Origin of the sequence: Gordonia desulfuricans NBRC 100010, assembly GCF_001485495.1 — a bacterium.
Lineage (GTDB): Bacteria > Actinomycetota > Actinomycetes > Mycobacteriales > Mycobacteriaceae > Gordonia > Gordonia desulfuricans.
Genome location: NZ_BCNF01000125.1, coordinates 1 through 25,098 on the forward strand (window position 1 = coordinate 1; position 25,098 = coordinate 25,098).

The 25,098-nt window shown below is 70.9% G+C and carries 7 protein-coding genes; 1 reads left to right on the forward strand and 6 read right to left on the reverse strand.

Annotation, left to right across the window (positions count from 1 at the left end):
- Positions 1–646: 646 nt before the first annotated feature.
- The 3 genes from GD1_RS19190 to GD1_RS19200 all read right to left on the reverse strand — a co-directional run bounded on the left by GD1_RS19190 (position 647) and on the right by GD1_RS19200 (position 3,095).
- A complete protein-coding gene (locus GD1_RS19190) occupies positions 647–1,600 on the reverse strand; it encodes an ABC transporter substrate-binding protein (RefSeq protein ID WP_202926861.1) in 954 nt (317 codons plus the stop codon).
- Between the two features lie 95 nt (positions 1,601–1,695).
- Complete coding sequence (locus tag GD1_RS19195; protein WP_059039183.1) at positions 1,696–2,421, reverse strand: SDR family NAD(P)-dependent oxidoreductase; 726 nt, start codon at positions 2,419–2,421, stop codon at positions 1,696–1,698.
- A complete protein-coding gene (locus GD1_RS19200; protein WP_020793707.1) occupies positions 2,418–3,095 on the reverse strand; it encodes an isochorismatase family protein in 678 nt (225 codons plus the stop codon). Before GD1_RS19200 ends, GD1_RS19195 begins: the two co-directional genes overlap by 4 nt.
- A 31-nt stretch (positions 3,096–3,126) precedes the next feature.
- Between GD1_RS19200 and GD1_RS19205 the strand changes: the two genes are divergently transcribed.
- A complete protein-coding gene (locus GD1_RS19205; RefSeq protein ID WP_053776822.1) occupies positions 3,127–4,695 on the forward strand; it encodes a (2,3-dihydroxybenzoyl)adenylate synthase in 1,569 nt (522 codons plus the stop codon).
- 82 nt (positions 4,696–4,777) lie between these two features.
- Here the strand turns inward: GD1_RS19205 and GD1_RS19210 are convergent, their stop codons facing one another.
- The 3 genes from GD1_RS19210 to GD1_RS19220 all read right to left on the reverse strand — a co-directional run.
- Complete coding sequence (locus GD1_RS19210) at positions 4,778–6,124, reverse strand: MFS transporter (protein ID WP_059039184.1); 1,347 nt, start codon at positions 6,122–6,124, stop codon at positions 4,778–4,780.
- A 1-nt stretch (position 6,125) separates the two neighbouring features.
- Complete coding sequence (locus tag GD1_RS19215; RefSeq protein WP_439108940.1) at positions 6,126–19,493, reverse strand: non-ribosomal peptide synthetase; 13,368 nt, start codon at positions 19,491–19,493, stop codon at positions 6,126–6,128.
- A 37-nt stretch (positions 19,494–19,530) separates the two neighbouring features.
- Positions 19,531–25,098: non-ribosomal peptide synthetase (locus tag GD1_RS19220; protein ID WP_059039185.1), on the reverse strand; the 5,568-nt coding region annotated here is incomplete at its 5' end.

The following is a 25,098-nucleotide window of genomic DNA, read 5'->3' on the forward strand; positions in this document are numbered from 1 at the left end:
CCCGGCTCAATCATCAACGGCTGGTACCTGGTTGAGCCGACGATCCGACGTGACCACCTCGGAGGTGGTCACCACCTGACGTAGGCTGCGGAGATTTCGACACGAGTCCTCGCCCTTCCGGCTCGGTCCCGGCTCAATCATCGGAGGAGGGTTCCCGCTCAATCATCCACTGGCCGTTGATGGTTGAGCCGATGAGGAGCGAAGCGACGAGACGTGTCGAAACCTCTGCCGGTCGGGCTGCCAAACGTGACCACTTCTGAGGTGGTCACCATCCGAGGTAGGTTGCGGGGATTTCGACTCGGGTCCTCGCCTTTCCGGCTCGGTCCCGGCTCAATCATCGTGGAGGGTTGCGGCTCAATCAGCCACTGGCGGTTGCTGCTTGAGCCGACGATGCGACGTGACCACCTCAGAGGTGGTCACCATCCCACGTAGGTTGCGGGGATTTCGACTCGGGTCCTCGCCTTTCCGGCTCGGTCCCGGCTCAATCATCGGTGGACGCTCCCAGATCAATCATCAATGGCTGATTGCTGGTTGCGCCGACGAGGTGTGCCGCCACCTCAGTGGGTCATCGACGAACACCGGCCCCTACCCGGTGACGGGTAGGGGCCGGTGAATCATCCGGATCAGAGTTGGGGTCTGATCAGGGTCAGAGCTTGGCTGCCGCGGGGCTGACTGTCTCGATCACGTACGAGACCGACGGCGCGCTCGGGACGCTGAACGCGGCGTGGTTGTCGTTGGTGATGTAGATGACGGTGCCGTTGCGGACGGCTTTCAGATCGGACCAGCCGGGAACCTGGTTCACGACGTTCTGGTCACCACCGGGCACGTAGACCACCAGCAGATCGGAGTTCAGCAGGTTGATCCGCTCGGGCGAGATCAGGGCACGGGTGGCCGTACCGGTGTGCAGTGCGGCGATCTGCGGATCCAGGGTGAAGCCCAGCTGGGCGAGCAGGCCCGCGGATGCGTCGTCGGTGGAGTTCACCACACCGACCTGGCCGGTCGGTCCGACCTGGGCGAAGGTGAAGGTCTTGCCCACGGCCGACGGGTACTTCGACTTGAACGCGGCGATCTCACCGTTGGTCGAGTCGATCAGCTGCTGCGCCTGCTCCTGCTTGCCGAAGATCTTTCCGGCGGTGGTGGTCACCAGCTCCCAGCTGTCGACCATCGAGCCCTTGGTGATCACCGGGACGGTCGGGGCGATCTCGCTGAGCTTCTTGTACCGCGCCTCGTCGCCGAGGTATCCGGCCAGGATCACGTCCGGATCGAACTTGGCGATCTCGGCGACACCGACCTGCGAGATGTCGTTGACCGGAACCAGTTCGGTCTGGTGCTCGGGTGTCCACGGGAAGGTCTCGTGACCCTTCTCGACGAACTGGGCGGTGATCGGGATGTCGAGCGCCGCCAGGGTGTCCGACCAGTCGGTGAGCAGGGTGACCACGCGCTGCGGCTGGGTGTCGATGGTGGTCGAACCGAACTCGTGGTCGATGGTCACCGGCGTGAACGCGGTGCTCGACGACGAGGAGTCCTCATCGGGGGACGAGCAGGCGCCGAGGAAGGCGACCATGCTCACGGCAGCCGCGACCACCAGGCCGCGCAGCATCAGGGTTGAGCGTTTCACTTCAATCCAATCATCGTTGTGGGCAGGGGGGATTCGGTTACCCGGGGTCCGGGATTCAGCGGTGGCCGGGCCGGCCACTACATATCGAGGGTGGCGCCGCCGTCCACGCGCAGGTCGTGCAGCGTGATGTGGCGCGCGGCGTCGGAGGCGAGGAACAGCACCGACTCGGCGATGTCGGCGGGGTCGGCGATGCGCTGCAACGGGATTCCCAGGCGGTGCGCCTGCTGGTCGCCGGCGAGGACGGCATCGCGGTCGGCGTCGGAACTCCACATGTCACGCAGCATCGGGGTGTCGGTGGACCCGGGACTGACGATGTTGACGCGTACCCCGGCCGAGGCGACCGCCAGGCCGACGCTGCGCGCATACGAGGTGGCGGCGGCCTTGGATGCGGCATAGGCCGACATCGCGATCCGCGGGGTGGCACCGGCATTGCTCGAGATCACCACCACCGAACCCGACCGCCGCCCGGCGAGGGAGGCGGTGGTGATGTCGAGGACGTTGCGGACACCGGTCGCGTTGACCGCCATACAGCGGTCCCAGTCGTCACTCATCACACCGGCGGCCGAGATCACCACGTCCACGGGCGCCTCGGATTCCAGCGCCCGCCATGCCTCGGCGACGGCGTCCCGGTCGGCGACGTCGACGGCGGTGTCCACACCGGCCCCCGACGTCAGGTCCCAGCCGATCACGGTGGCTTCGACCTTGCGGAGCGCTGCGCAGACAGCCGTCCCGATCCCGCCGCCGGCACCGGTGACCAGCACTCGGCGGCCGGAGAGCCCGGATACCCGAGGGGAGTCGGTCACGCCCGGCCCCTGCCGCTGACCACCGCTGACTCTCCCGGGGCCGGAGCAGGGGTGAGGGCGTCGAGCACATCGGCCGTACTGGTCACGCGGCCCGCACGCTTGGCGATGTAGTCGGCCGCCATCTGATGCTCGTCGCGGGTGAAGTCACCGACGGCGTCGACGACGAAGAACGGCTCGACATCGCTCATGAATGCCTCGGTGGCGCTGATCATGCATCCCATGTGCGCGTAGACGCCGACGACGATCAGCTGGTCCCGCTGATGACGTGCGAGCAGCTGGCGGAGGTCGGTGCGCTGGAAGCCCGAGTACCGCCACTTGGTGACCTGGATGTCGTCGCCGGCCGGGGCGAGCTCGTCGATGATCTCCTCGTCGCGGCCACAATCGAGTCCGCGACCCCAGAAGTCGGCGAGGATGCCGCGCCGGGACGGATGCTGGTCGCCCGGCTGTGCGGTGTACACCACCGGCACCCCGGCACGCCGGCAGGCCTCACGGATCGAGACCATGTTCGGCAGGGCGGTGGCCATCGGTTCCTGGGTGACGTCGTAGGCGTCGATGAAATATCGCTGCATGTCGTGGACGAGGAGCGCGCACCTGTCCGGGTGCAATGTCCAGTCGACTCGAGCCGGGAACGGTCCGGCGGGGATCTGGTACGGAGCAATGGAGGGGATCGGCACGCCTTTAGGGTAGCCTCACCTCGTGCGTGTGATGTCATGGCCCTCGGAACTTGCCCAGAAATATCGCCAGAACGGGGTGTGGTCGGACGAGACGTTCGACGACATCGTCGCCCGCAAGGCGTCCGACCCGGCGTTCGCCGACAAGGTCGCCGTGGTGGATGCCGACCGCTCACTGACCTACGCCGAACTCGACGACCGGGTCGGACGTCTGGCCGCGGGGCTGGCCGAACTGGGCATCGCCCCCGACGACCGCGTCCTGCTGCAGATCCCGAACTCGGTGGCCTACATCGAGGCGGTCTTCGCCGTGTTCCGCATGCGGGCGCTGCCGGTGTTCGGTCTGCCCGCGCACCGGGCGACCGAACTGGTCGGCGTGGCCCGCTCGGCCGACGCGGTGGCGATCATCTCACCGGCATCGACACGCGGATTCGACTACCGGGCCCTCGCCGAGACGGTGCGCGAGCAGGTCGACACGGTCCGCCACCTGATCGACTCCGACGACCTGGAGCAGTTCTGGGCCGAACCGCGCGACCACGGACGGGCCGACCCCGAGGATCTCGGGTTCCTCCAGTTGTCCGGCGGCAGTACCGGTGTGCCCAAACTGATCCCACGGACCCACGCCGACTACCTCTACAGCGTTCGACGCAGCAACGAGGTGTGCGGTGTCGACCAGGACACCGTCTACCTGGTGGTGCTGCCTGCCGCCCACAACTTCCCGATGAGCTCACCGGGCATCCTGGGTGCCCTCCATGCGGGTGGCACCGTGGTGCTCGCGGCGGCACCGCTGCCGTCGGTGGCATGGGAACTGGTGCAACGTGACCGCGTCACGATGGTCGGTCTGGTACCGCCGCTGGCGCGGATCTGGACCGAGACCGCCGAGGGCGGCACCGACTTCGACCTGTCCAGTCTGGCGACGGTCCAGGTGGGTGGGGCCCGGTGCCCCGACGAGCTGGCCCGCCGCATCTCCCCGGCGCTCGGGGTGACCCTCCAGCAGGTGTTCGGGATGGCCGAGGGACTGGTCTGCTACACCGGCCTCGACGACCCCGAGGACGAGGTGACCGGGACCCAGGGACGCCCGATGTCGGAGTGGGACGAGCTCCGGCTGGTCGACGAGGACGGCGTGCCGGTCACCGACGGGCCGGGCTTCCTGGAAACCCAGGGGCCGTACACGATCCGTACGTACTGGAAGGACGCGAGTCCGTCGTCGTTCGCCGACGACGGGTGGTACCGCACCGGTGACGTCGTCGAGCTGACCGGGCGGGGAAACCTCATCGTCCGGGGCCGGGGCACCGACCGGATCAACCGTGGTGGCGAAAAGGTGTCGGCCGAACAGGTCGAAGAACACATCCTGGCCCACCCGGCGGTGCGGGACGTGATCGTGGTGGCGAGTTCGGATCAGTACCTGGGTGAACGAACCTGCGCCTACGTGATCCCCGCCGATCTGGCCGAACCGCCGACGCTGGGTGTGCTGCGCGCCTTCGTGCGGGCATCCGGTCTCGCCGAGTGGAAGCTGCCGGACGCGATCAAGGTGATCGAGGCGTTCCCCGAGACCGGGGTCGGCAAGGTGAGCCGTAAGAAGCTGCGGGAGTTGCTGACCCACTGAGCGGGGCACCGGGCCCGGCCGCCCGGGTCCCTCGGCCGGACCGTTCACCGCCCCACCGGGATCTCCCGGTGGGGCGGAGTGCTCAGCCCACCGGGGTGCGGGCCGGCGCCTCGGCCCGCACCGCACGCAACGACCCCAGCACCAGTGCCGCCACCACTGCGGCGGCCAGCAACATCAGGCTGTAGTAGACGACTGCGGTGGAGGCCGCCCAGAGCGACCCGAAGGCGCCCGCGACCAGCGCGCCGACGGTGACACCACAGACCTCTTGCGCCATCCAGATCCCGTTGACCCGGCCGAGCAGCGGTCCCGGGGTGTGGTGCTGGATCAGCGTGTACCGCAACACTTCCTGGATGGCCTCGAGGAATCCGATCACCACCAGCAGGATGATCGCGAGCCAGGCATAGGACGCCAGACCGAACAGCGCCATCAGCGCGAACGTCGCGACGAGTGAGCCGAGCAACAGACGTCCGGGCCGCGCCACCGCAGCCAGCCATCCGCTGGTGAGCGCCGCGACCATCGCACCGGTTGCCACCGCCGCGAACAACAGGCCGGTGACCGACGGGTTGGCGTCGAAGCGCTGGGCGACCAGCGCGGGCAGCAGGGCGACGATGCCGGGTGCGAACATCGCGATCACGCCGACCACCATCACCGCACCCACCACGCGCTGGCTCCGGAGGAATGCCTGCAGCGACGGGACCGGTACGGGCGGAGCGTCGGCGGACGAACCGGGTTCGGAGAGCGACGGTTCGGGTGCGGCCGACCCGTCGGGAATCGCGTCGTCGGGGATCTCGTCGTCGAGGACCGCGGCATGCGGGGGCAACGACGGCAGACCGCTGATCACGATCACCGTGATGAAGGCGAGCACGGCGGCGACGGTATAGGCCCACTCGACACCCGCCGCGCCGATGACGAAGCCGGCGATACCCGGCGACACCGCCGACCCGATGCGCACGGTGAGCGCCCCGATCGCCCCGACCGCGGCCAGATGCCGCCGCGGGATGAGTGTGGGTACCGCCGCCATCAGCGCCGACGTCGACAATGCGCCGATCAGACCGTCGACCAGTGCCAGCACGTAGAGCACCGGCACCGCGGCCGACGACCCGAAGGCGCCGAACGCATTGGCCGCCAGCCCCGCGAACGAGAGCGCCGCCGCGGACCGTCCCACCAGGATCAGCAGCTTGCGATCGAACCGATCGGCGAGCACGCCGCCGAGCAACATCCCGACGAAGGTGGCGACACCGGTCACCGCGGTGGCCGCACCGACCTGCACCGACGATCCGGTGAGGTCGTACATCTGCACCGGGACCGACACCAGCAGCATGCCGATCGCGATGAGTGAGATCAGGCGTGCGACGAAGATCCGCCGGAACGGTGCCGACACCCGCAAGGGCGTGATGTCGATCAGCAGCCCTCGGGCCTTACCCGCCATGTCAGATTCCTCCTGCGGCATCGGGCTCCGACCCGGCGTCCGGGTTCGAAGCGGTGTCGCTCGCCGTGGCGGCGAGTTCGGTGAGTTCGGTGGCCCACCGGTCGGCCAGGGCCGCGACGGCATCGGCGTCGACGACGCCGGGCTGATACACCCATGTCGCCAGCAGGCGCGGACCATCGGGACCGTCGACGGTGGTGACGTTGACGATCAGGCCGTAGGCCGCGGGCATCTGCTCGCCCGGACCCACCTCGGCCGACTCCGGTGCCATACCCCAGCCCTCGAAGTCGAAGGAGCGGTAGCGGCCCAGATAGTTGAACTCGATGGCCGCGCCGGGCAGTTCCTCGCCCGCGAGGTAGCGCAGCAGACCGTATCCGAGTCCGCCGTCGGGCATCGACGCGCGTTGGCGGGTGAGCGAGCGCGCCTGCTCGGTGGTCGATCCGGTACCGCCGACCACCACCGGGTGGACCGCGGTGAACCAGCCGACGCTGCCGGTCAGATCGGCACCCGGCACCGCCTGTTCCTCGCGGCCGTGGCCCTCGAGGTCGACCAGCGTCGGCGCGGGCAATGCGGCACCGAGCGCACCGAGCAGCAGGTCGTCGACAGCCACCCCGCTCCGGGCGGGCACCGGACCGAGAAGCGCACGGGCGGCGTCCGATTCGATGGCGACCCGATACTGGCCGGCATGTGCGTCGCGGTCGACCGCGGGATCGACGGGCCGCCGGAAGGGCTGCCCGGCAACCGAACCGGCGACCTCCCGCCACCGGTCGAGCTCGGCGCTGCGGTCGAGGGTGACCAGTTCGCGGGCCCATGCACCGAAGCCGGGCGGCACCGGGCCGAGCGACACCGGCCCGCCGGTACTGCACTGGGTGTAGGCGGCGACGAGTTCGGGCACCAGGACTCGCCACGACACACCGTCGACGACGAGGTGATGCACGGCGACCAGCAGCCGGCCCGCAGCATCATCGTGATCGATCCAGGTCACCGCGACCATCACGCCGCCGGCCGGGTCGAGGCGATCCCGGGTGCGCCGGGCCACCGCCTCGACATCGGGGTCGGTCTCGCGCAGCACCGGTATGACCGGCGCGGTCGCGGCGATGTCGAATCGCCACGGCATCTCGTCGGCGACCAGACGGGCCCGCAGCATCGGATGGCGCTCGACGAGCGCGGCCACGGCCTGCTCCATCGCGGTGACATCGATCCCGGCCGGCACCGTCAGCAGCGCCGACTGGTGGAATCCGCGGATGACGTCGGCATCCGAGCCGGCCACCTCCTGCAGCCACCGGACGATGGGGGTCGCGGGCACCGCGCCCGAGGTCACCTCGACGAGCGGTTCGATCGGGCCGTCGGCGGTCGAGATGTGGGCGGCGAGCTCGGCCGGGGTGGCGTGGGTCATCACGTCGCGCGGACCGACCACGAAGCCGTCCGCCCGCAGCCGGGCGACCAGTTGCATCGCCACGATGCTGTCACCACCGAGCTCGGCGAACGCATCGTCGACACCGATCTCCTCGACGTCGATGTCGAGCACATCGCCGAAGGCACGGCAGATCTGATGCTCTGCCGGGGTCTGCGGCCGGCGCCCCGAGTGGGCGATCGACGGAAGCGGCAGCGCACGGCGGTCGATCTTGCCGTTCGGCAGGGTGGGGAACCGGTCGCAGACGACGATCGCCGCGGGAACCATGTAGTCGGGCAGCACCGCACGTACCGCGGCCCGCAGGCCGGCCGGATCGAGATCCACCCGGCCGTCGTCGCCGACGACGTAGCCGATCAGGCGACCCGAGCGTTCCACCGCGATCGCCGAGGCCACCCCGTCGACCGCACCGAGTGCGGTCTCGACGTCGCCGAGTTCCACGCGATGTCCGCGGATCTTGACCTGGTCGTCGCCGCGGCCGCGGTACTCGATGTGTCCGGTCGGACTCCAGCGCACCGCATCGCCGGTGCGATACATCCGGGAACCGTCGGCGGCGAACGGGTCGGCGACGAACCGTTCGCCGGTGAGATCCCCGCGACCGAGATATCCGCGGGCCAATCCGGCCCCGGCCAGGTACAGCTCGCCGTCCACCCCGTCGGCGACGGGGGTCAGGTACTCGTCGAGCACGTAGGCGCGCATACCGTCCACCGGGCGCCCGATCACCGGCCGTTCGGTGTCGGAGACCCTCGCCACGAGTGCGTCGACGGTGCCCTCGGTGGGTCCGTACAGGTTGTAGCCGTCGGAATCGGCGAGCTCACGCCACCGGCCCCACTGCGCCTGCGACACCGCCTCGCCGCCGAATCCGAATGCCGCCATGGACGATTCGACACCGCCGAGTGCGGCGAGGTGCGACGGGGTGAGTTCCAGGAAGTCCCAGCCCTCACCGGTCAGGGTCGCGGCGAGTGCCTCGGCGTCGCGCTGGGTGTCGGCGTCGACGATGCTCACCTCGTGACCGTCGAGCAGCCACAGCTGCGGCTGCCATGACGCATCGAAGGCCAGCGACCAGGCGTGACCGACCCGCAGCCGGTCGCGGCCGGTGCGCAGCCGGGCCGGTTCGTGCAGCATCCGCCGGTGGCTGGCGAACAGGTTGGCCAGCGCGCGGTTCGGGATCACCACACCCTTCGGGACACCGGTCGAGCCGGAGGTGAAGATCACATAGGCGGGGTGCTCCGGCCGTAGCGGTGCGACGCGGCGCACCGGCAGGGCCGACTCCGATTCGGTTGCCGGGGCGAGCATTTCGTCGTCCAGGCGATCGATCGTGTACCGGGGGCGGGCCACCGCCGTCATCGCCTGCACGCGCTCGTCCGGCGTGTCGGGCTCGATCGGCAGATATGCCGCACCGGCATAGAGCACACCGAAGATCGCCTCGAGTGCGGCGACCCCGCGCGGCAGCCGGACCACCACCACGTCCTCGGGGCCGACACCGGCCAGGGCCAGACGTCCGGCGATGACCCGCACACGCTCGTCGAGTTCACCGAAGGAGCGTCGTCCGTCCGGTCCGCGCAGTGCCGCGGCCCCGCGATCGCGGGCGACGACGGCGTCGAACAGGTCGGCAAAGGTCGTCGGTGCCGGGGCCGGCCGCGACAGGTCCCGGTGTTCGGCCGGGATCCGGATGTCGAGCTCACGCAGCGGGGTGTCGGCCCGGCCCGCCATGAACTCGAGGACCGACGTCAGCCGGCGGGCCATCGCCTCGACGGTGGCGCGCTCGAACAGGTCGGTGCTGTACTCGATCACGCCGCCGATCCGCACATCGCCGCGGGAGGTGTCCTCGGTGAAGTCGAACGACAGGTCGAACTTGGCGGTGACCGGCGCCGGCAGCGCGGCCGGCGAATCGGCGTCGGGCAGGATGCCGTCGACGTAGACCACCATCGTCTGGAACAGCGAGTTCATCGCCGTGGATCGCTGCGGTGCAACGGCTTCCACGACCCGTTCGAACGGCACGTCCCGGTTGTCGTAGGCGTCGAGGTCCACCGACCGCACCCGTGCGAGCAGCTCGCGCGGGGTGGGATCGCCGGACAGGTCGGTACGCAGCACCAGGGTGTTCAGGAAGAACCCGACGAGGTCGTCGAGGCGGGTGTCCGAGCGCACCGTGACCGGGGTGCCGACCGGGATGTCGGTGCCGCCGCCGAGACGGGACAACAGCACGGCCACCGCGGTGCGGATCACCATGAACATCGATGTGCCCGTGGCCGATGCGAGCGTGCGCAAGGCGTCGGCCAGATCCGGTTCGAGGAACAGGAACACCCCGTCACCCCGGCCGGTGGGCCGCGGCGGACGCGTGTGGTCGTAGGGCAGTGCCAGCTCGTCGGGCAGCCCGGCGAGCGCGGTGCGCCAGAAGTCGAGCTGACGATCGCCACGGCCGCCGTCGATCACCGCACGCTGCCAGGCGGCGAAGTCGCCGTACTGCAGCGGCAGCGCATCCCACTCGGGTGCCGCACCGCGTTGCCGTGCCCGGTAGGCGGTCGACAGGTCGGCGCGCAGCGGAGGTGCCGACCACTCGTCGGTGGCGATGTGGTGGATCGTCACCACGGCGACGTGGTCGGTGGTGGCGACCCGGATCGGGACCTCGGTGGCCAGATCGAAGGCATGTGCGCTCGAGCGGGTGAGTTCGGCGGGATCGTCGACGTGCTCGACGACGATCTCCGGGTCGGCGAGGACCTCCGGCCGCTGGTCGGGGTAGCGGGTGCGGAGCACCTCGTGACGCCCGACGAGATCGCGCACCGCGGCCCGCAGGACGTCGATGTCGATGATCTCGTCCGCGCCGGCCGGGCCGCCCGGACGCCACATCAGCGGCACGTTGTAGGTGGTCGTCGGACCCGACAGCGTGTGCAGGGTCAGCATCCGTTCCTGCCCGTAGGACAGCACCGGCACGCCGGTGTGGCGCACGAGTTCGGGCATCGGCTCGGCCGCATCGGCCGCCCCCGAACCCAGATGTGCGGCGAGTGCGGCGACGGTCGGGGCGTCGAACAGGGTGCGCAGTTCGACGTCGAAGCCGAGGGTGCCGCGCACCAGGTTGATCACCTTGATCGCGAGCAGCGAGTGCCCGCCGAGCGCGAAGAAGTCGGCGAACACGTCGGTGACCGGGGTGCCGAGGACCTCGGCGAAGATCTCGGCGAGATCGGACTCGAGGTCGGTGCGCGGTGCGGTGCCACCGGTGGCGGTCACGTCCGGGGCCGGCAGCGCCGCCCGGTCGATCTTGCCGGTGTGGTTGAGCGGCAGCGCGTCGACCACCATGATCGGCGACGGCACCATATACGACGGAAGCTGCGCCGACAGCGCGGCGGTGATCGTCGAGATCAGTTCTGCCGCAGGGATCGCCGAATCCTCGGCGACCACCCACGCGACCACGCGGTCACCGTCGGTGTCGACGGCTCCCGAACCCACGCCGTCGACCCCGCGCATCCGGGCCTCGATCTCGCCGAGTTCGACGCGGTTGCCGCGGACCTTGACCTGACTGTCGGCACGCCCGACGTACTCGAGGACACCGTCACGGCGACGGACGAGGTCACCGGTCCGGTAGAGGCGGGCACCGGGGACCTCGCCGGTCACATCGGCGACGAACGAGGCCGCGGTGAGATCGGGACGCCGCAGGTAACCGCGGGCGACCGGCAGGCCGCGCACGTACAGCTCGCCGAGCGCCCCCTCTGGCACGCGGTGCAGCGCGGCGTCGAGGACCAGCAGATCGGTGCCGGTGATCGGCGTTCCGATCGGGATGGTCGGGGTGGGCGTCGATGCGACGTCGGCGACCTGGTCGGTGACCACGACGGTGGTCTCGGTGGGACCGTAGGCGTTGATCAGCGCGACCTGGGGTGCGGCCTGGGCCACCCGTGCCGCCAGGTCCGTGGTCAGGGCCTCGCCGCCGGCGATGATGTGCCGCAGGGTGGGCACGCCGGGCAGGTACTCGACGAACAGGTCGAGCAGCGAGGGCACGAACACCGTGGTGGTGACCGCGTTCTCGGCGATGATCTGGGCCAGACGCCGCGGGTCGCGCTGGGCGCCCGGATCGGCGACCACCGTGGTGGCCCCGGACACGAAGGGCAGCAACAACTCCCAGACGGCACCGTCGAAGCCCACCGGGGTCTTCGCGAGCACCCGATCACCGGCGCCGAGGCCACCGGGGATCGACGACAGACGCCACCGGAGCACGTTGACCACACTGCGGTGATCGACCACCACACCCTTGGGCCGCCCGGTGGATCCAGACGTGAAGATCACATACGCCGGGTTCTCCGGGCGCACGGCCACCGGCCGATGCGCTGTACCCGTATCGGTGTCGCGGTCACCGGTGCCGGTGACCGGGGCGCCGAGGTGATCGAGGGTGAGGGTGGCGAAGGTGTTCTCCGACACCCCGATCCGCTCCAGATCGGCCGTGGTCTCGTCGACGATCACCACCGCGGGGCGGGCGCCGGCGAGGATGTCGCCGATGCGGGCCACGGGGAGATCGGCGTCGATCGGCAGATAGGCCGCACCGGCATACAGTGCGCCCTGCATCGCCACCAGCTGCCCGATGTGGCGCGACATCAGCACCGCCACCACCGATTCGGGGCCCACGCCGAGCGCGGTCAGCCGGGCCGCCACGTCCTGTGCGGTCCGCGCGCACTCGGCATAGGTGACCGAGCGGCCGGCGGTGTCGGTCAGTGCCACCGTGTCGGGGTGGGCCGCGGCGGTCGCGGTCAGCAGGTCGACCAGGGTGGACCCGCCGTCGGTGAACTCCGTTGCCGGGGCACCGCTCTCGGCCAGGCGCAGGGCGTCGAGATCGGCTGCGTCGAGCAGCGCGATGCGCTCGACACCGATCGCCGGATCGACGACCACCTGATCGATCACCCGGACCAGATGGTCGAGGAGGGTGCGTGCGGTGTCCTGGTCGAACTGCGCCGTCGCATATTCCAGGCCGACGGTCAGTTCACCACCCTCCGGGGTGTCCGCACCGGTGATGTCGACAAAGGTGAACGCCAGATCGAATTTGGCGGCGACCGACGACAGCGGGGCGAATCCGGCGGGCACACCGAGGAAGCTGTCGGGGGCACCGCCGAAGGGCAGATACGACACGCTCACCTGGAACAGGGGATTGCGCCCGGAGACACGTGCCGGTGCGAGACGCTCCACCACCTGCTGGAACGGGATGTCCTGGTTGTCGAAGGCGGCGAGGTCGACCGCGCGGACACGCTCGACGAGCTCACCGAAACCGGGTCGGCCGCCCACGTCGACACGCAGCACCTGGGTGTCGACGAAGAAACCGATCAGATCCTCGAGCGCGGGATCGTTACGCCCGGAGATCGGGCTGCCGAGGGGGATGTCGTCGCCGGCGCCGGCCCGATGGAGCAGGGTGGCCACCAGGGCCTGGGCGACCATGAACATGCTGGCGCCGTGCGCGGAGGCGATGGCGGCCAGCCGGGCACGAGTGGACGCACCGATGGTCACCGTCTCGGTGGCGGCCGGACCCGGCGCACCCGCGCGGCGGGCACGATCGCGCGGGAGGGGGAGTTCATCGGGCAGGCCGGCCAGGGCCTGCTCCCAGTAGGCGAGCTGCGCCGGACCGCGCTCGGAGACGCGGTCACGTTGCCACAGCGCGTAATCGGCGTACTGCACGGGCAGGGGTGCGAACTCCGGCGCGGTGCCGGCCAGACGCGCTGCATAGGCGATCGAGAGATCGGTCAGCAACGGCCGGTCCGACCACTCGTCGGTGGCGATGTGGTGCAGTGCGATGGTCAGCAGCCCCGCGGTGCGACGATCGGCGTCGGTTCCCCGGCCACCGGTCGTTGCACCGGCCAGTGGCCCCGCCTCGGCCAGGTCGAGGCGCACCCGGATGGGCGGAGCCGCGGTGAGGTCGAACGGTCGGGTCAGGACCTCGCGCGCCCGCTCACCGAGTGCGACGTCGAGGGCGTGCGCGTTGTCGGCGGTCACGGTCGTGACCTCGACGACGTCGGGCACCTCGGCCACGTCGAGAATCCGCTGCGACACCTCACCGGCCGCCGATTCGGCGAAGACCGTCCGCAGGCTCTCGTGCCGGGCGAGGACGTCGGCGAGTGCCGCCCGGAGGGCGTCGGGATCGATCGCCCCGTACAGCCGCACCACATGCCCGTAGTGATAGGAGGTGTCGGTCGGGTCGAGCCGGTGCAGCACCCAGAGCCGTTCCTGGGCGGGGGAGAGCGGGATGTCCTGCGGGCGTTCGCCCACCACGATGTCGGTGGTCGAGCCGGTGACCTGCACACGTGCCGCGATCTCGGCGACGGTGCGGGCCTCGAACAGATCGCGGATGGCCAGCTGCGCACCGAGCTCGGTCCGCACCGACGACACCAGCTTCATCGCCGACATCGAGTGCCCGCCGAGCTCGAAGAAGTCGTCGTCGACACCCACCTCGGGAAGCCCGAGGACCTCGGCGAACACGTCGGCCAGACGCCGTTCGATGTCGGTCCGCGGGGCGCGGTGGGTGGTGGCCGGGCGAGGCTCGGGCAGGGCCTTCACGTCGAGTTTGCCGTTGACGGTCATCGGGAACTCCGCGACCGCCGCGAACAGCGTCGGCACCATGTAGTCCGGCAGACCGGAGGCCAGGCGCCGGCGGATGTCGGCGAAGTCCACCCCGGCCTCCCGGTCGGCCGGGATCACATAGGCCACAAGGCGTTTGATGGACGGGTCGCCCGGATCGGCGGCCGCCACGACCGCGGCCGAGGCGATGTCGTCCAGCGCGGTGAGCGCGGCGTCGATCTCGCCGAGCTCGACGCGGTAGCCGCGCACCTTGACCTGGTCGTCGGTGCGGCCGAGGAAATCGAGATTGCCGTCGGGTCGGATCCGCATCAGATCGCCGGTGCGGTACAGGCGCCCGCCCGCCGCGAACGGGTCGGCGACGAAGCGTTCGGCGGTCAGGTCCGGGCGGCCGAGGTAGCCGCGGGCGAGACCGGCGCCGCTGATGTAGAGCTCACCGGCCACACCCGACGGCACCGGCCGCAGCCAGGGGTCGAGGAGGTGGGCGTGGGTGTTCCAGATCGGGGTGCCCACCGACGAGGTCGGCGACTCGTCGGTGCCGATGCCCAACGTGTTGATGGTGTACTCGGTGGGGCCGTACAGGTTGTAGCCGAAGGTCTTCGGGTTCTCCCGCAGTCGCGTCCACACCGGGTCGCCGACGGCCTCGCCGCCGAGCAGGACCAGCGGCGGGACGTGGCCGTCGCCGGTTCCGGAGCCGGAGCCGGAACGTTCGTCGAGCAGTCCGTCGGCGAACAGCTGGGCCGCATACGTCGGGGTCACGTTCACCACGTCGATCCGGTGTGTGGCGCAGTAGTCGACCAGGGCCGCCGAGTCACGGCGCAGATCCTCGTCACAGACGTGCACCTCGTGGCCCTCGACCAGCCACAGCAACTCCTCCCACGACATGTCGAAGGCGAAGGACACGGTGTGGGCGATCCGCAGCCGGCCGGTGATCCCGGCCGCCCGGGCGACCTCGATCGCCGGCTCGAACACTTTCTCGCGGTGGTTGAGCTGCATGTTGGTCAGACCGCGGTACGGCGTCACCACACCCTTGGGCTTGCCGGTGGAACCGGAGGTGTAGATCACATATGCGGTCCAGTCCGGGTCGACGTGCGGTGGCGTCCACTCGGCCGCACGCGGTGCGGGCAGATCGTCGATGGCCAGGATCGGGACCCCGGCATCGGCGAAACGGGCACCGGTCCGGCTGTGCGACAGGATGATCCGGGGACGTGCGTCGTCGATGATGGTCAGCAGACGGTCATCGGGGTGGTCGAGTTCGAGCGGCAGATAGGCCGCGCCGGCCCGCAGGATCGCGAACAGCGCCACCACGGTCTCGGTGCTGCGCGGAATCGCCAGCGCCACCACGGTTTCGGGGCCCACACCGTGATCGGACAGCACATGCGCCACCCGATCGACCTCGGATTCGAGCTCGGCATAGGTCATCCGCTGATCACCCGACACCAGGGCGTCGGCGTCGGGGATCAGGGCGGCCCGGTGTCCGAGCAGTGTCGAGACGGTCTCGTCGGGCAGATCGTGCACGGGGCCCACCAGGCCGGTGTCGCCGGGCAGGCTCAGATCCAGTGCGGCGACCGGGGTGTGCAGATGCGCGCCGATCGCCTCGAGGGCGAGGCGGAACCGCGCGAGGAACGCCGTGGCGGCGGCCGCGTCGACGAGGTCCTCGCGATATTCGACGCGGAACCGGATGTCGTGCGACGGCGTCACCACGAGCGCGATCGGGTAGTGGGTGTGGTCGAGGCTGCCCTCGCCGATCACGTCGTGCAGTGCCGACTGGGTGCGCTCCTCCTCCTCGGTCCGGAAGTTCTGGAGCACGTAGAGCACGTCGAACAGCACCGGGTGACCGGTCTTCTGCTGGAGCCGGCCGAGCCCGAGATGGTCGTAGGCCATCATCTCGACCCGATCGGACTGCATGCGGCGCAACAGATCCAGGACCGTCTCGTCCGGACGCAGCACGGTGCGCACCGGCACGGTGTTGAGGAACAACCCGATCACGGTGTCGATCCCGGGGACCTCGGTGGGCCGGCCGGCCACCGTCGAGCCGAAGGCCACGTCGGTGCGTCCCAGCTGACGCGACAGCGTGAGGTTGAGCGCGGCAGTCAGGACGGTGTTGAGGGTCACCCCGGCGGCGCGGGCGTCTGCGCGCAGGCGGTCGGAGAACTCGACGCCGAGATCGACGTCGGTGCGGTGCGGGGCACGCGGTGTGGTGGCCGCGGCCCGCGGGGCGATCAGGGCGGGCTCGTCGTAGCCGTCGAGATGGGAGATCCAGGCGGCCAGGGCATCGGCGTCGTCGACGCCCCGCGCCAGCCATGCCAGGTAGTCCCGCATCGAGGCCTCGCGCGCGGGCACCGGCGTCCCGTTGAGGTGGGCCAGCAACCGCGACACGAACAGGCCACCGGACCAGCCGTCCCACAACAGGAATCGGCGATTGACCACCAGTCGGTCCTGCCCGCCGGGCAGGTGCACCAGTCGCATCCGCCACAGCGGTGCCCGCTCGAGTGCGAATCCGGTCCGGCGGTCGTCGGCGAGCAGGGCCTCGAGCTGCGCGGCAGCCTCTTCCGGTGCCGACGCGGACAGGTCCACGTCCACGACGTCGGGCTGCACCTCGGCGGCGATCACCTGCAGGGGCCTGCCGTCGACCTCGACGAATGCCGCTCGCAGCTCCGGGTTGGCGTCGAGCAGCGACCGGGCGGCGCGTCGCAGCTCGGCGACATCGATGCGATGGCCGAAGTCCAGCCAGAACTGGGCGGTGTAGATGTCGGCGTCGGCATCCATCCGGGCCTGGTAGTACAGACCCTCCTGCAACGGCGTGAGCGGCCAGACGTGCTCGATCTCGCCGTGGGCCGCGGCCAGGGCGTCGAGCGTCGCGGCGTCCAGGGTCACCAGCCGATCGTCGGCCAGTGCGGTCACCGCGGCGGTGATGGCCTCGGCGAGTTCGCCTGCCGCCTCGACCCGTTCGGCGTCGACGTGCACCTCAACCGTCCACGATGCGGCCGGGTCGTCCGGGGTGTCGGTGCCCGGGGTGTCGGTGGCCGGGGCCGTGGGGTCGGCCGGGACGACGGCGACGGTCACCGGATGGGCGGTGGGCAGACCGAAGTCGCCGACGAGCACGTCGGCATCGGCGATCTCGCCGGCGGTGCGGGCGGCACCGAGTGCGGCGGCCACCTGCGGGGACAGGTGGGCCAGGACGTCGAAGGGCGGTCCCGGTACGGCGTCGGCGGTCCCGGTGCGCAGGTCGATCCGGGTGGGGGTCAGGCCCAGCAGCGGGCCACCGGTGCGCGCGGCGCCGGCGGGCCGCAGATCGGTCACCACGTCGACGAGCAGATGGGTACCCACGCGTCCGTCCAGCACACCGGCGATCGCCTCGGCGACGGCGAGGGCGACTGCACCGGAATCGGGGGCCGTCGGTGCGTCGATCGGCCGGCGGCGGGTCACCGGTGCGCCCGGGTTCTCCTGGTCTGCCGACAGGGCGGCCGACCCCTCGGGCCGCGGGAGCCCGGCACCGGGTGCGAGGACCTCGAGCCACCGGTTCAGCGACGACGGATCGGCGGCCCGGCCGGTCAGATCCACGCCGACCCGGCCGAGCGAGACCGGCACGGGATCGACGTCCACCTCGCGACCCCGGGCGAGATCGTCGAAGGCGGCCACCAGATCCGAGCGCAGGATCCCCACGGTCACCGGGTCGGTGAGTGCGGCACCGACCCACAGGGTCAGCCGTCCCGATGCCGGGTCGTAGACGGCCCGCGGGAGCTCCGGTGCCGCGATGTCGGCGGGCTCACCCGTGCCGGGGGCGTCGGCGGGCCCGGTGACCGGGATCGACGCGGCATCGGCGGGGGCGGTGGACAGCGTCCACAGGATGGGGACGGGGCGCAGCAGCGAGGTCCGCAGCACGTCGTGGCGGGCGGCGACCGCACCGACGATCTCCGCGACCGTCTCCAGCGGGGTTCCGGCAGGTGCGGCGACACGAACAGCCCTGGGCGCCAGGGTGTCCGGCTCGGTGCCGGCCACCCGCAGCCGATGCAGCGACGGGGTGAGCGCGGGTGCGGGCATCGGCTCGTCCTGCACGACGACGGGATCGCCCAGACCGGCGAGCCGCGAGGTCGGCGCGGTGGACAGCCGGGTGAGGAAGGCGTCGAACTCCTCGGCGATCCGGCGGGCCCCCGCAGCGGCCTCGGGTACCGCGCGCACGATGACCTCGGCGGGAAGTCCCTTGCGGCGCAGCTGGATCTGTATCTCGACATCGGAGACCGGGCCCGAGGCGAGCGCATGCGCCGCCGTCTCGTGTCCGCCGATCGTGTGCTGCGTGGTGTGCGCCATGACATTCACGCCGAGCCCGAACATCCGGTACCGGCCGGCGTCCGCGGGGGCGGAGGCGGCCAGTGCACGTCCGAGATCCTCGGCGCGGAAACGGCTTCGGGGCAGAAGCCCGTACAGTGCGCGGTCGACGTGCAGTGCGAGGTCGCCGAGACGGTCGCGGCCGGACGCGGCGACACGCAGCGGCAGCACGCTGGTGACCATCGACGGTGCGGTCCGGGTCTGCCGATCGAGCCGGCCGGTCACCGGGAGCGCGAACACGAGGTCCTCACGACCGGTGCGGGCGTGGGCGAACGCCGCGACGGCGGCGATCAGCATGACCGCCGGGCGCACCCCCTTGTCGGAGGCGAGGGACCGTAGCACGGCCAGCCGGTCGGCATCGATGTCGAAGCGGGCCTGGGTGACGCCGAACCCCGGTGCGAGATCGTCGTCGAGCAACCGAACCGGTTCGGGGCGGTCACCCATCAGCTCGGTCCAGTACCGGCGGTCGACCTCGAACTCCGGACCACTGCGGTAGGCGGACTCGGCGGCCACCACGTCGGACAGGGCCCAGCTACCCCGATACCGCGGGGTGCCGGCCTCGTCGGCGGCGGCGTCATAGGCGGTGCGCACGGTGTCGGTGAACGAGATCAGACCCATGCCGTCACAGACCAGGTGGTGCACCTTGTAGTAGGTGAACACCGCGGTCGCCGGTTCGGCGGAGTCGTCACCGACCAGCAACAGCCGGAACTCGCTGAGCGGTCCGGTGTGGATGTCCATCGGCTCGGCCATGTCCCGGCGCATCCACTCGTGTGCGTCGCTGCCGCGCAGGTCGACCACCGGGATCTCGAAATCGGTGATCGGCAACAGCCGCTGGGTGATCTCACCGTCGACCTCGGCGAAGACCGCGCGCAGTGCCTCGGCCCGGTCGATGACCCGCAGCAGCGTGGAACGCAGCAGGTCGAGGTCGATCGACGCCGACATCTCGATGTAGAGACCGGTGTTGTAGAGCGACGGATCGGCCGCCATCTGCATGGCGAGATAGATGTCGCGCTGTCCGGCCAGGACCGGGTAGGGATGGTCGGTGGCGTCGGTCGACGAGGACAGGCGGGGGATCGAGGTCACGAACACTCTCCGGTAGTGCGATTCAGGATGGGACTGTCGGGGGTCATACGGCCGGGTTCGATTCTCCCGGGCTCGAACCGTGCGCGGCATCCCCGCCCGGGACCAGCTCCGCCAGGGCGGCACACCAGCCGGCGGCCAGGGCCGCGACCAGATCGGCATCGAGCTGATCGGGCAGGTGGATGAACGTGGCGGTGATGACGGGCCCGGCACTCTCGTCACGGCAGACGATCTCGATCTCGAGAGGATGTGCGACGCCGAGGTCGGGATCGGCCGCGGTGCGCAGCGCCGTCGACTCGGCCGACGGCTGCCAGGCGCCGCCGGTGCCCACGGTGAACCGTCCGAGATAGTTCAGCAGCACACCGGCGCCCGGCATGGTTGCCATCGCCATCGCCGTCTGCGGATTCAGATACCGCAGCATCCCGAAACCTGCTCCGGCCGAGGGCATCTCCCGCCACTGCTGTTCGGCGGTCGCGATGGCCGCGGTGACATCACCGTCGGCGAGAGCGGGCAGACGTAGCGGTGCCATCGTGGTGAACCACCCGACCGTACGGCTCAGGTCGAGCTCACCGAGACCGGCGGCCTCGGTGTCGCGACCGTGACGTTCGGTGTCGACGACGAGATCGCCCGTGGCGGTCACCGCGCTCGCGGCCACGCGCAGCGCACCCAGGAACACCGAGGTGATCCCGACGTCGAGGCGTGCGGGCACCTCGGTGAGGATCGCCTGGGACAGGGCGACCGGCAGGGACACCTGATACCGCTGCTGCGCCCCGACCGTGCCGCGGATCGCGGGCCGCCCGGGCACCAGATCGCCGCCGGGGGCGAGGACCTGCGCCCAGTGCGCCACCTCGCCCAGCAGCTCCGGTGCCACCGCGCGGGTGGCGATGTCCGCGGCGACCTGTGCGAACGGGACCCCGTCCGCGGCGTCGGTCGTACGGCCGGTCTCATGGGCGGCCGCCAGGTCGTCGATCAGGATGCGGCGGGACACGCCGTCGATCGCCAGATGATGGATCACCAGGACCAGCCGGCCTGCGGCACCGGCGGTCACCGGGGTGAGGTGGACGGCCGCGACCATCCGGCCGGTGGTCGGCGACAGGCGTCCGGCCGCGGCATCGGAGACGGCGGCCACGGTGTCGGCGACACTGCCGTGTGCGTCGGCGGCGACCACCTCCAGGACGTCGGTCGCGCGCACCGACCCCGGCTCTCCGGCGGTGAGCGTCCACACCCCGCCGGCCACGACGTCGAGGGTGGTGCGCAGGGCCGGGTGCCGGTCGAGGACCACCTGCAGGGCGGTGGTCACCGATTGCGGGGTGGCGTCGGCCGGGACGTCGACCACCAGCGACTGATTGTGACGATCGATCGTGCCGCCCAGTTCACGCAGCCGATGCATGATCGGCAGCAGTGCGATGACCCCGGACGCCGCGGCCCCGGTCGCACGGTCGGTGCCTTCGGACCGGGCGTCGCCCTCGTCGATCGGCTCGGCCACTCCGGCAAGGCCTTCGATGGTCCGCTGGGTGAACACGTCCCGGGTCCGCAGCCGCAACCCGTGCCGGCGTGCCCGGTTGACCAGCGTGGTCGAGACGATCGAGTCGCCACCGAGGGCGAAGAAGTCGTCGTCGAGCGCGATCTCGTCCGGTTCCAGCCGCAGGGTCTCGGCGAAGATCTCCAGGAGCGCCGCCTCCACGGCATCCGCCGGGCGTCGCCGGTCGGCCGCAGCCGTCCCCGAACGGGGCTCGGGAAGTGCTGCGGCATCGGTCTTGCCGTTGGTGGTCAACGGGATCCGGTCGATACCGACCACCGCCGACGGCACCATGTGCTCGGGCAGGCTCTGCTGCAGGGCGGCGTGTACGTCGTCGGGGGTCACACCGTCGGTGACGACATAGGCGAGCAGCCGGTGGGTGTCGCCCGGGCCGGGACGGGTGATGACCGCCGCATCCCGCACACCGTCGACCGCCGCGATCGCCGACCGCACCTCGCCGAGCTCGATCCGGAATCCACGGATCTTGACCTGGGTGTCGGCCCGGCCGACATAGTGGAATCCGCCGTCCTCGGTGAGCCGGAACAGGTCTCCGGTGCGGTACGACACCGTGCCGTGACCGCCGGGATCGGCGACGAACCGGACCGCCGACAGTTCCGGACGACCCAGATAGGCGCGGGCCACCTGCGGTCCCGACAGATACAGCTCACCGACCACACCGACCGGTACCGGCCGCATGAGGGTGTCGAGGAGCCGGCCGGTGAAACCGGGGAGCAGGGCGCCCACGTCGCTGCCGGTCGACGTCTCCGACGAGCGGGCGTCGATCGGCAGATAGGTTGCGTGCACGGTGATCTCGGTGATCCCGTACATGTTGACCGCCTGCACGAGCGGGCGCTGCCGGAGGAACCCGGTCAGGCGCTGCGCATCCAGCGCCTCGCCGCCGAAGACGAGGTGGCGCACCGAGGCCAGGTCGGCGGTGGTGTCGGCGAGCGTCGCATCGAGGGCATAGAACGCCGACGGCGTCTGGTTGAGGACGGTCACGCCCTCCGCGTCGAGGAGTGCGGCGAAATCGGCCGGCGAACGGGTGGTGGCGCGATCGGGCACCACCAGCCGGGCCCCGGTCGACAGTGCCCCCCAGATCTCCCACACGGAGAAGTCGAACGCATACGAGTGGAACAGCGTCCACACGTCGTCGGCATCGGTGCGGACCAGATCACGGGTCGCCGACAGCAGGGCCAGCACATTGGCGTGCGAGATCGTGACGCCCTTGGGACGCCCGGTGGACCCGGACGTGTAGATCACATAGGCCGGGTGGCCGGGGGACACCGCGACAGGCGGCACCGGGGTGCCGGTGGGTGCGACGCGGGCACAGTAGTCGGCATCGACGGTGACCGTCGGGCGGGCATCGGCGAGGGTGGCCGTGATGCGCTCGTCCGGGTAGTCGGGGTCGATGGGCACATATGCGCCGCCGGCGCGCAGCACCGCGAGCAGGGCGATCACCTGGTCGGCACCACGGGGCAGCAGCAGCGCCACCAGGTCACCCGGGCGCACACCGTCGGCGATCAGTTGCGCGGCGAGCCGTTCGGAGCGCGACCCGAGCTCGGCGTAGGTCAGTGAGCCGGCGGTGTCGGTCACCGCCGTCCGGGTGGCGTGCTCGTCCGCGGCGCGGGCGAAGACCTCCCACAGGGTGGTCGCACCCCCGGCGCGCGCCGGCTCGTCGGACACCGCGGGCAACGCCGGGACGGTGTCGGCGGCGTCGGGCATCCGCAGGGCCGCCAGATGCCGTTCGGGATGTTCGACGAGCGCGCGCAGCACATACAGCGTCCGCTCGGCCAGACGCTGCGCGGTGGCATGGTCGAACAGATCGGTGGCGTACTCGAGACGCAGGCGCAGACCCGGGGTCAGCCCGACGAACTCGAAGGTCAGGTCGAACTTCGACGTCCGGGTGGGCGGGAACAGCGGGGTCGCGTCCAGACCGGCGAAGTCCGGCGCGACGATCGGGTCACGGTACTGGACCATCGTCTGGAACACCGGGTGACGGGACAGTGACCGTTCCGGGGCGAGTGCACCGACCACCTCGTCGAACGGCAGATCGGCGTGGGCATAGGCGTCCACGTCGGTCCGGCGGATGCGTCCGATCACCTCGTCGAGCGTCGGATCACCGGCGAGATCGGTCCGCAACGCCAAGGTGTTGACGAACATGCCGATGAGTTCTTCGGCGGCTGCGGTGGTCCGTCCGGCGAAGGGGGTGCCGACGACGATGTCGTCACCGGCGCCCGAGGCCGAGAGTGCCACCGCCACAGCGGCATGCACCAGCATGAACCGGGTGGTTCCGGTGGCCGCGGCCTGCCGGTCGAGGGCGGTGACCAGCTCGGCGGGCAGGTCGCGGTCGATCTGGTCGCCGCGGTGACTCGGCTCGGCCGGGCGGGGCCGGTCGACCGGTGGGCCGACCTCGTCGGCGATACCGGCCAGCTGGCCGGTCCAGAACTGGATCTGCTGGGCGGCAAGTGAATTCGGATCAGATGCGACGCCGAGCTGGTCGAGCTGCCACACCGTGTGGTCGGTGAACTGCACGGCCGGCGCCGCCACGGGCGTGCCGTGGTAGCCGGCGGCGAGCTCGTCGAACAGCCGGCCCGCCGACCACTCGTCGGCGGCGATGTGATGGACCGTGATCAGCAGGATCGCCGAGTCGGCGCCCGTGCCGCCGTCCGGACCGGTCGTATCCACGCGGACGAGGTCGGCGCGCAGGACGTGGTCGGTGGCCAGATCGTAGGGGCGCGCACCCAATTCGGTGATCAGATCGTCGACATCGGTTGCGGCCGGACGGTGTTCGGGCAGCGCCACGGTGATCCCGGACGCCTCGTCGATCACCGGCACGCCGTCGACGATCCGGGTGCGCAACACCTCGTGACGCGCCACGATCCCGGTCAGTGACGCGGCGAGCGCATCGACGTCGATGGCAGATCCCGGCCGGGCGTCGAGCCGGACGGTGAAGGCGACGGTGTACGCCGAGTCGTCGACACCGGACTGGAACAGCAACCGGCGCTGGGCCGGCGAGAGCGGGAGGGGATCGGGACGCTCGCCCGCCACCGGACGGGCCGGTGTGGCCGCGGCGATCCCGGGCGACGTGCCGCCGGGTCCGGCGGTGTCGGGGTCGGCGGGGGACAGCAGTCCGGCCAGATCGGCCAGGACGGGATGGTCGAAGACGTCGGCGATGGTGAGTCGCCGCCCGGTGGCCACGCGCAGCCGGGTGAGCATCCGGGTCGCCGAGAGCGAGTGCCCGCCGAGGTCGAAGAAGTCGTCCTCCGGTCCGGCATCACGGCCCAGCACGGCTCGCGCGGCGTCGACCACCGCACGTTCGGCGTCGGTCGCCGGGCCGCGCGACGGTGCGGCCGACGCTCGGGCCGGCTCCGGGAGGGCGCGCCGATCGACCTTGCCGCCCGGGGTCAGGGGCAGTGCCGCCAGGACGGTGACGGTGGCCGGAACCATCGCCGCGGGCAGCGAATCGGCCAGGGCCGCGGTCACCTCCGGTGCGGCGAGGTCGGCCCGGCCGCTGACATAGGCGTCGACGCGGGTGGAACCCGAGGCGTCGGTGACCGCGCGCACGGCGGCATCGCGCACACCGTCGACGGCCGCGAGCGCGGCCTCGATCTCACCGAGTTCCACTCGGACACCACGGATCTTGACCTGGCTGTCGGCACGTCCGTGCAGGATGATGCGGCCCGCGACGTCGATCTCGCCGCGGTCGCCGGTCCGGTACAGGCGCCGGCCGGCGCCCGCGGGGTCGGCGACGAAACGCGCGGCGGTCCACTCCGGGCGGCCGCGGTAGCCGCGGGCGAGCTGGGGGCCACCGACATAGATCTCGCCCGCCACACCCGTGGGCACCGGCCGCAGCAGACGGTCGAGGACGACGACGGTGGTGCCGGCGACCGGCAGGCCCACCGTGACCGGTCCGTCGACGGTCGTTCCCATGGTCACGTCACCGGCCACCTCGGACGAACCGTAGGAGTTGACCACCTCGGCGCCGGAGGCGGTGAGGATCTCCCGGGTGGCCGGGACGAGGGGTTCACCGGAGACGATCCAGCGCCGCGGAGCGTACCCGGGCGCGGCCTCGGCGACGGCCTGCGCCAGCGGCGG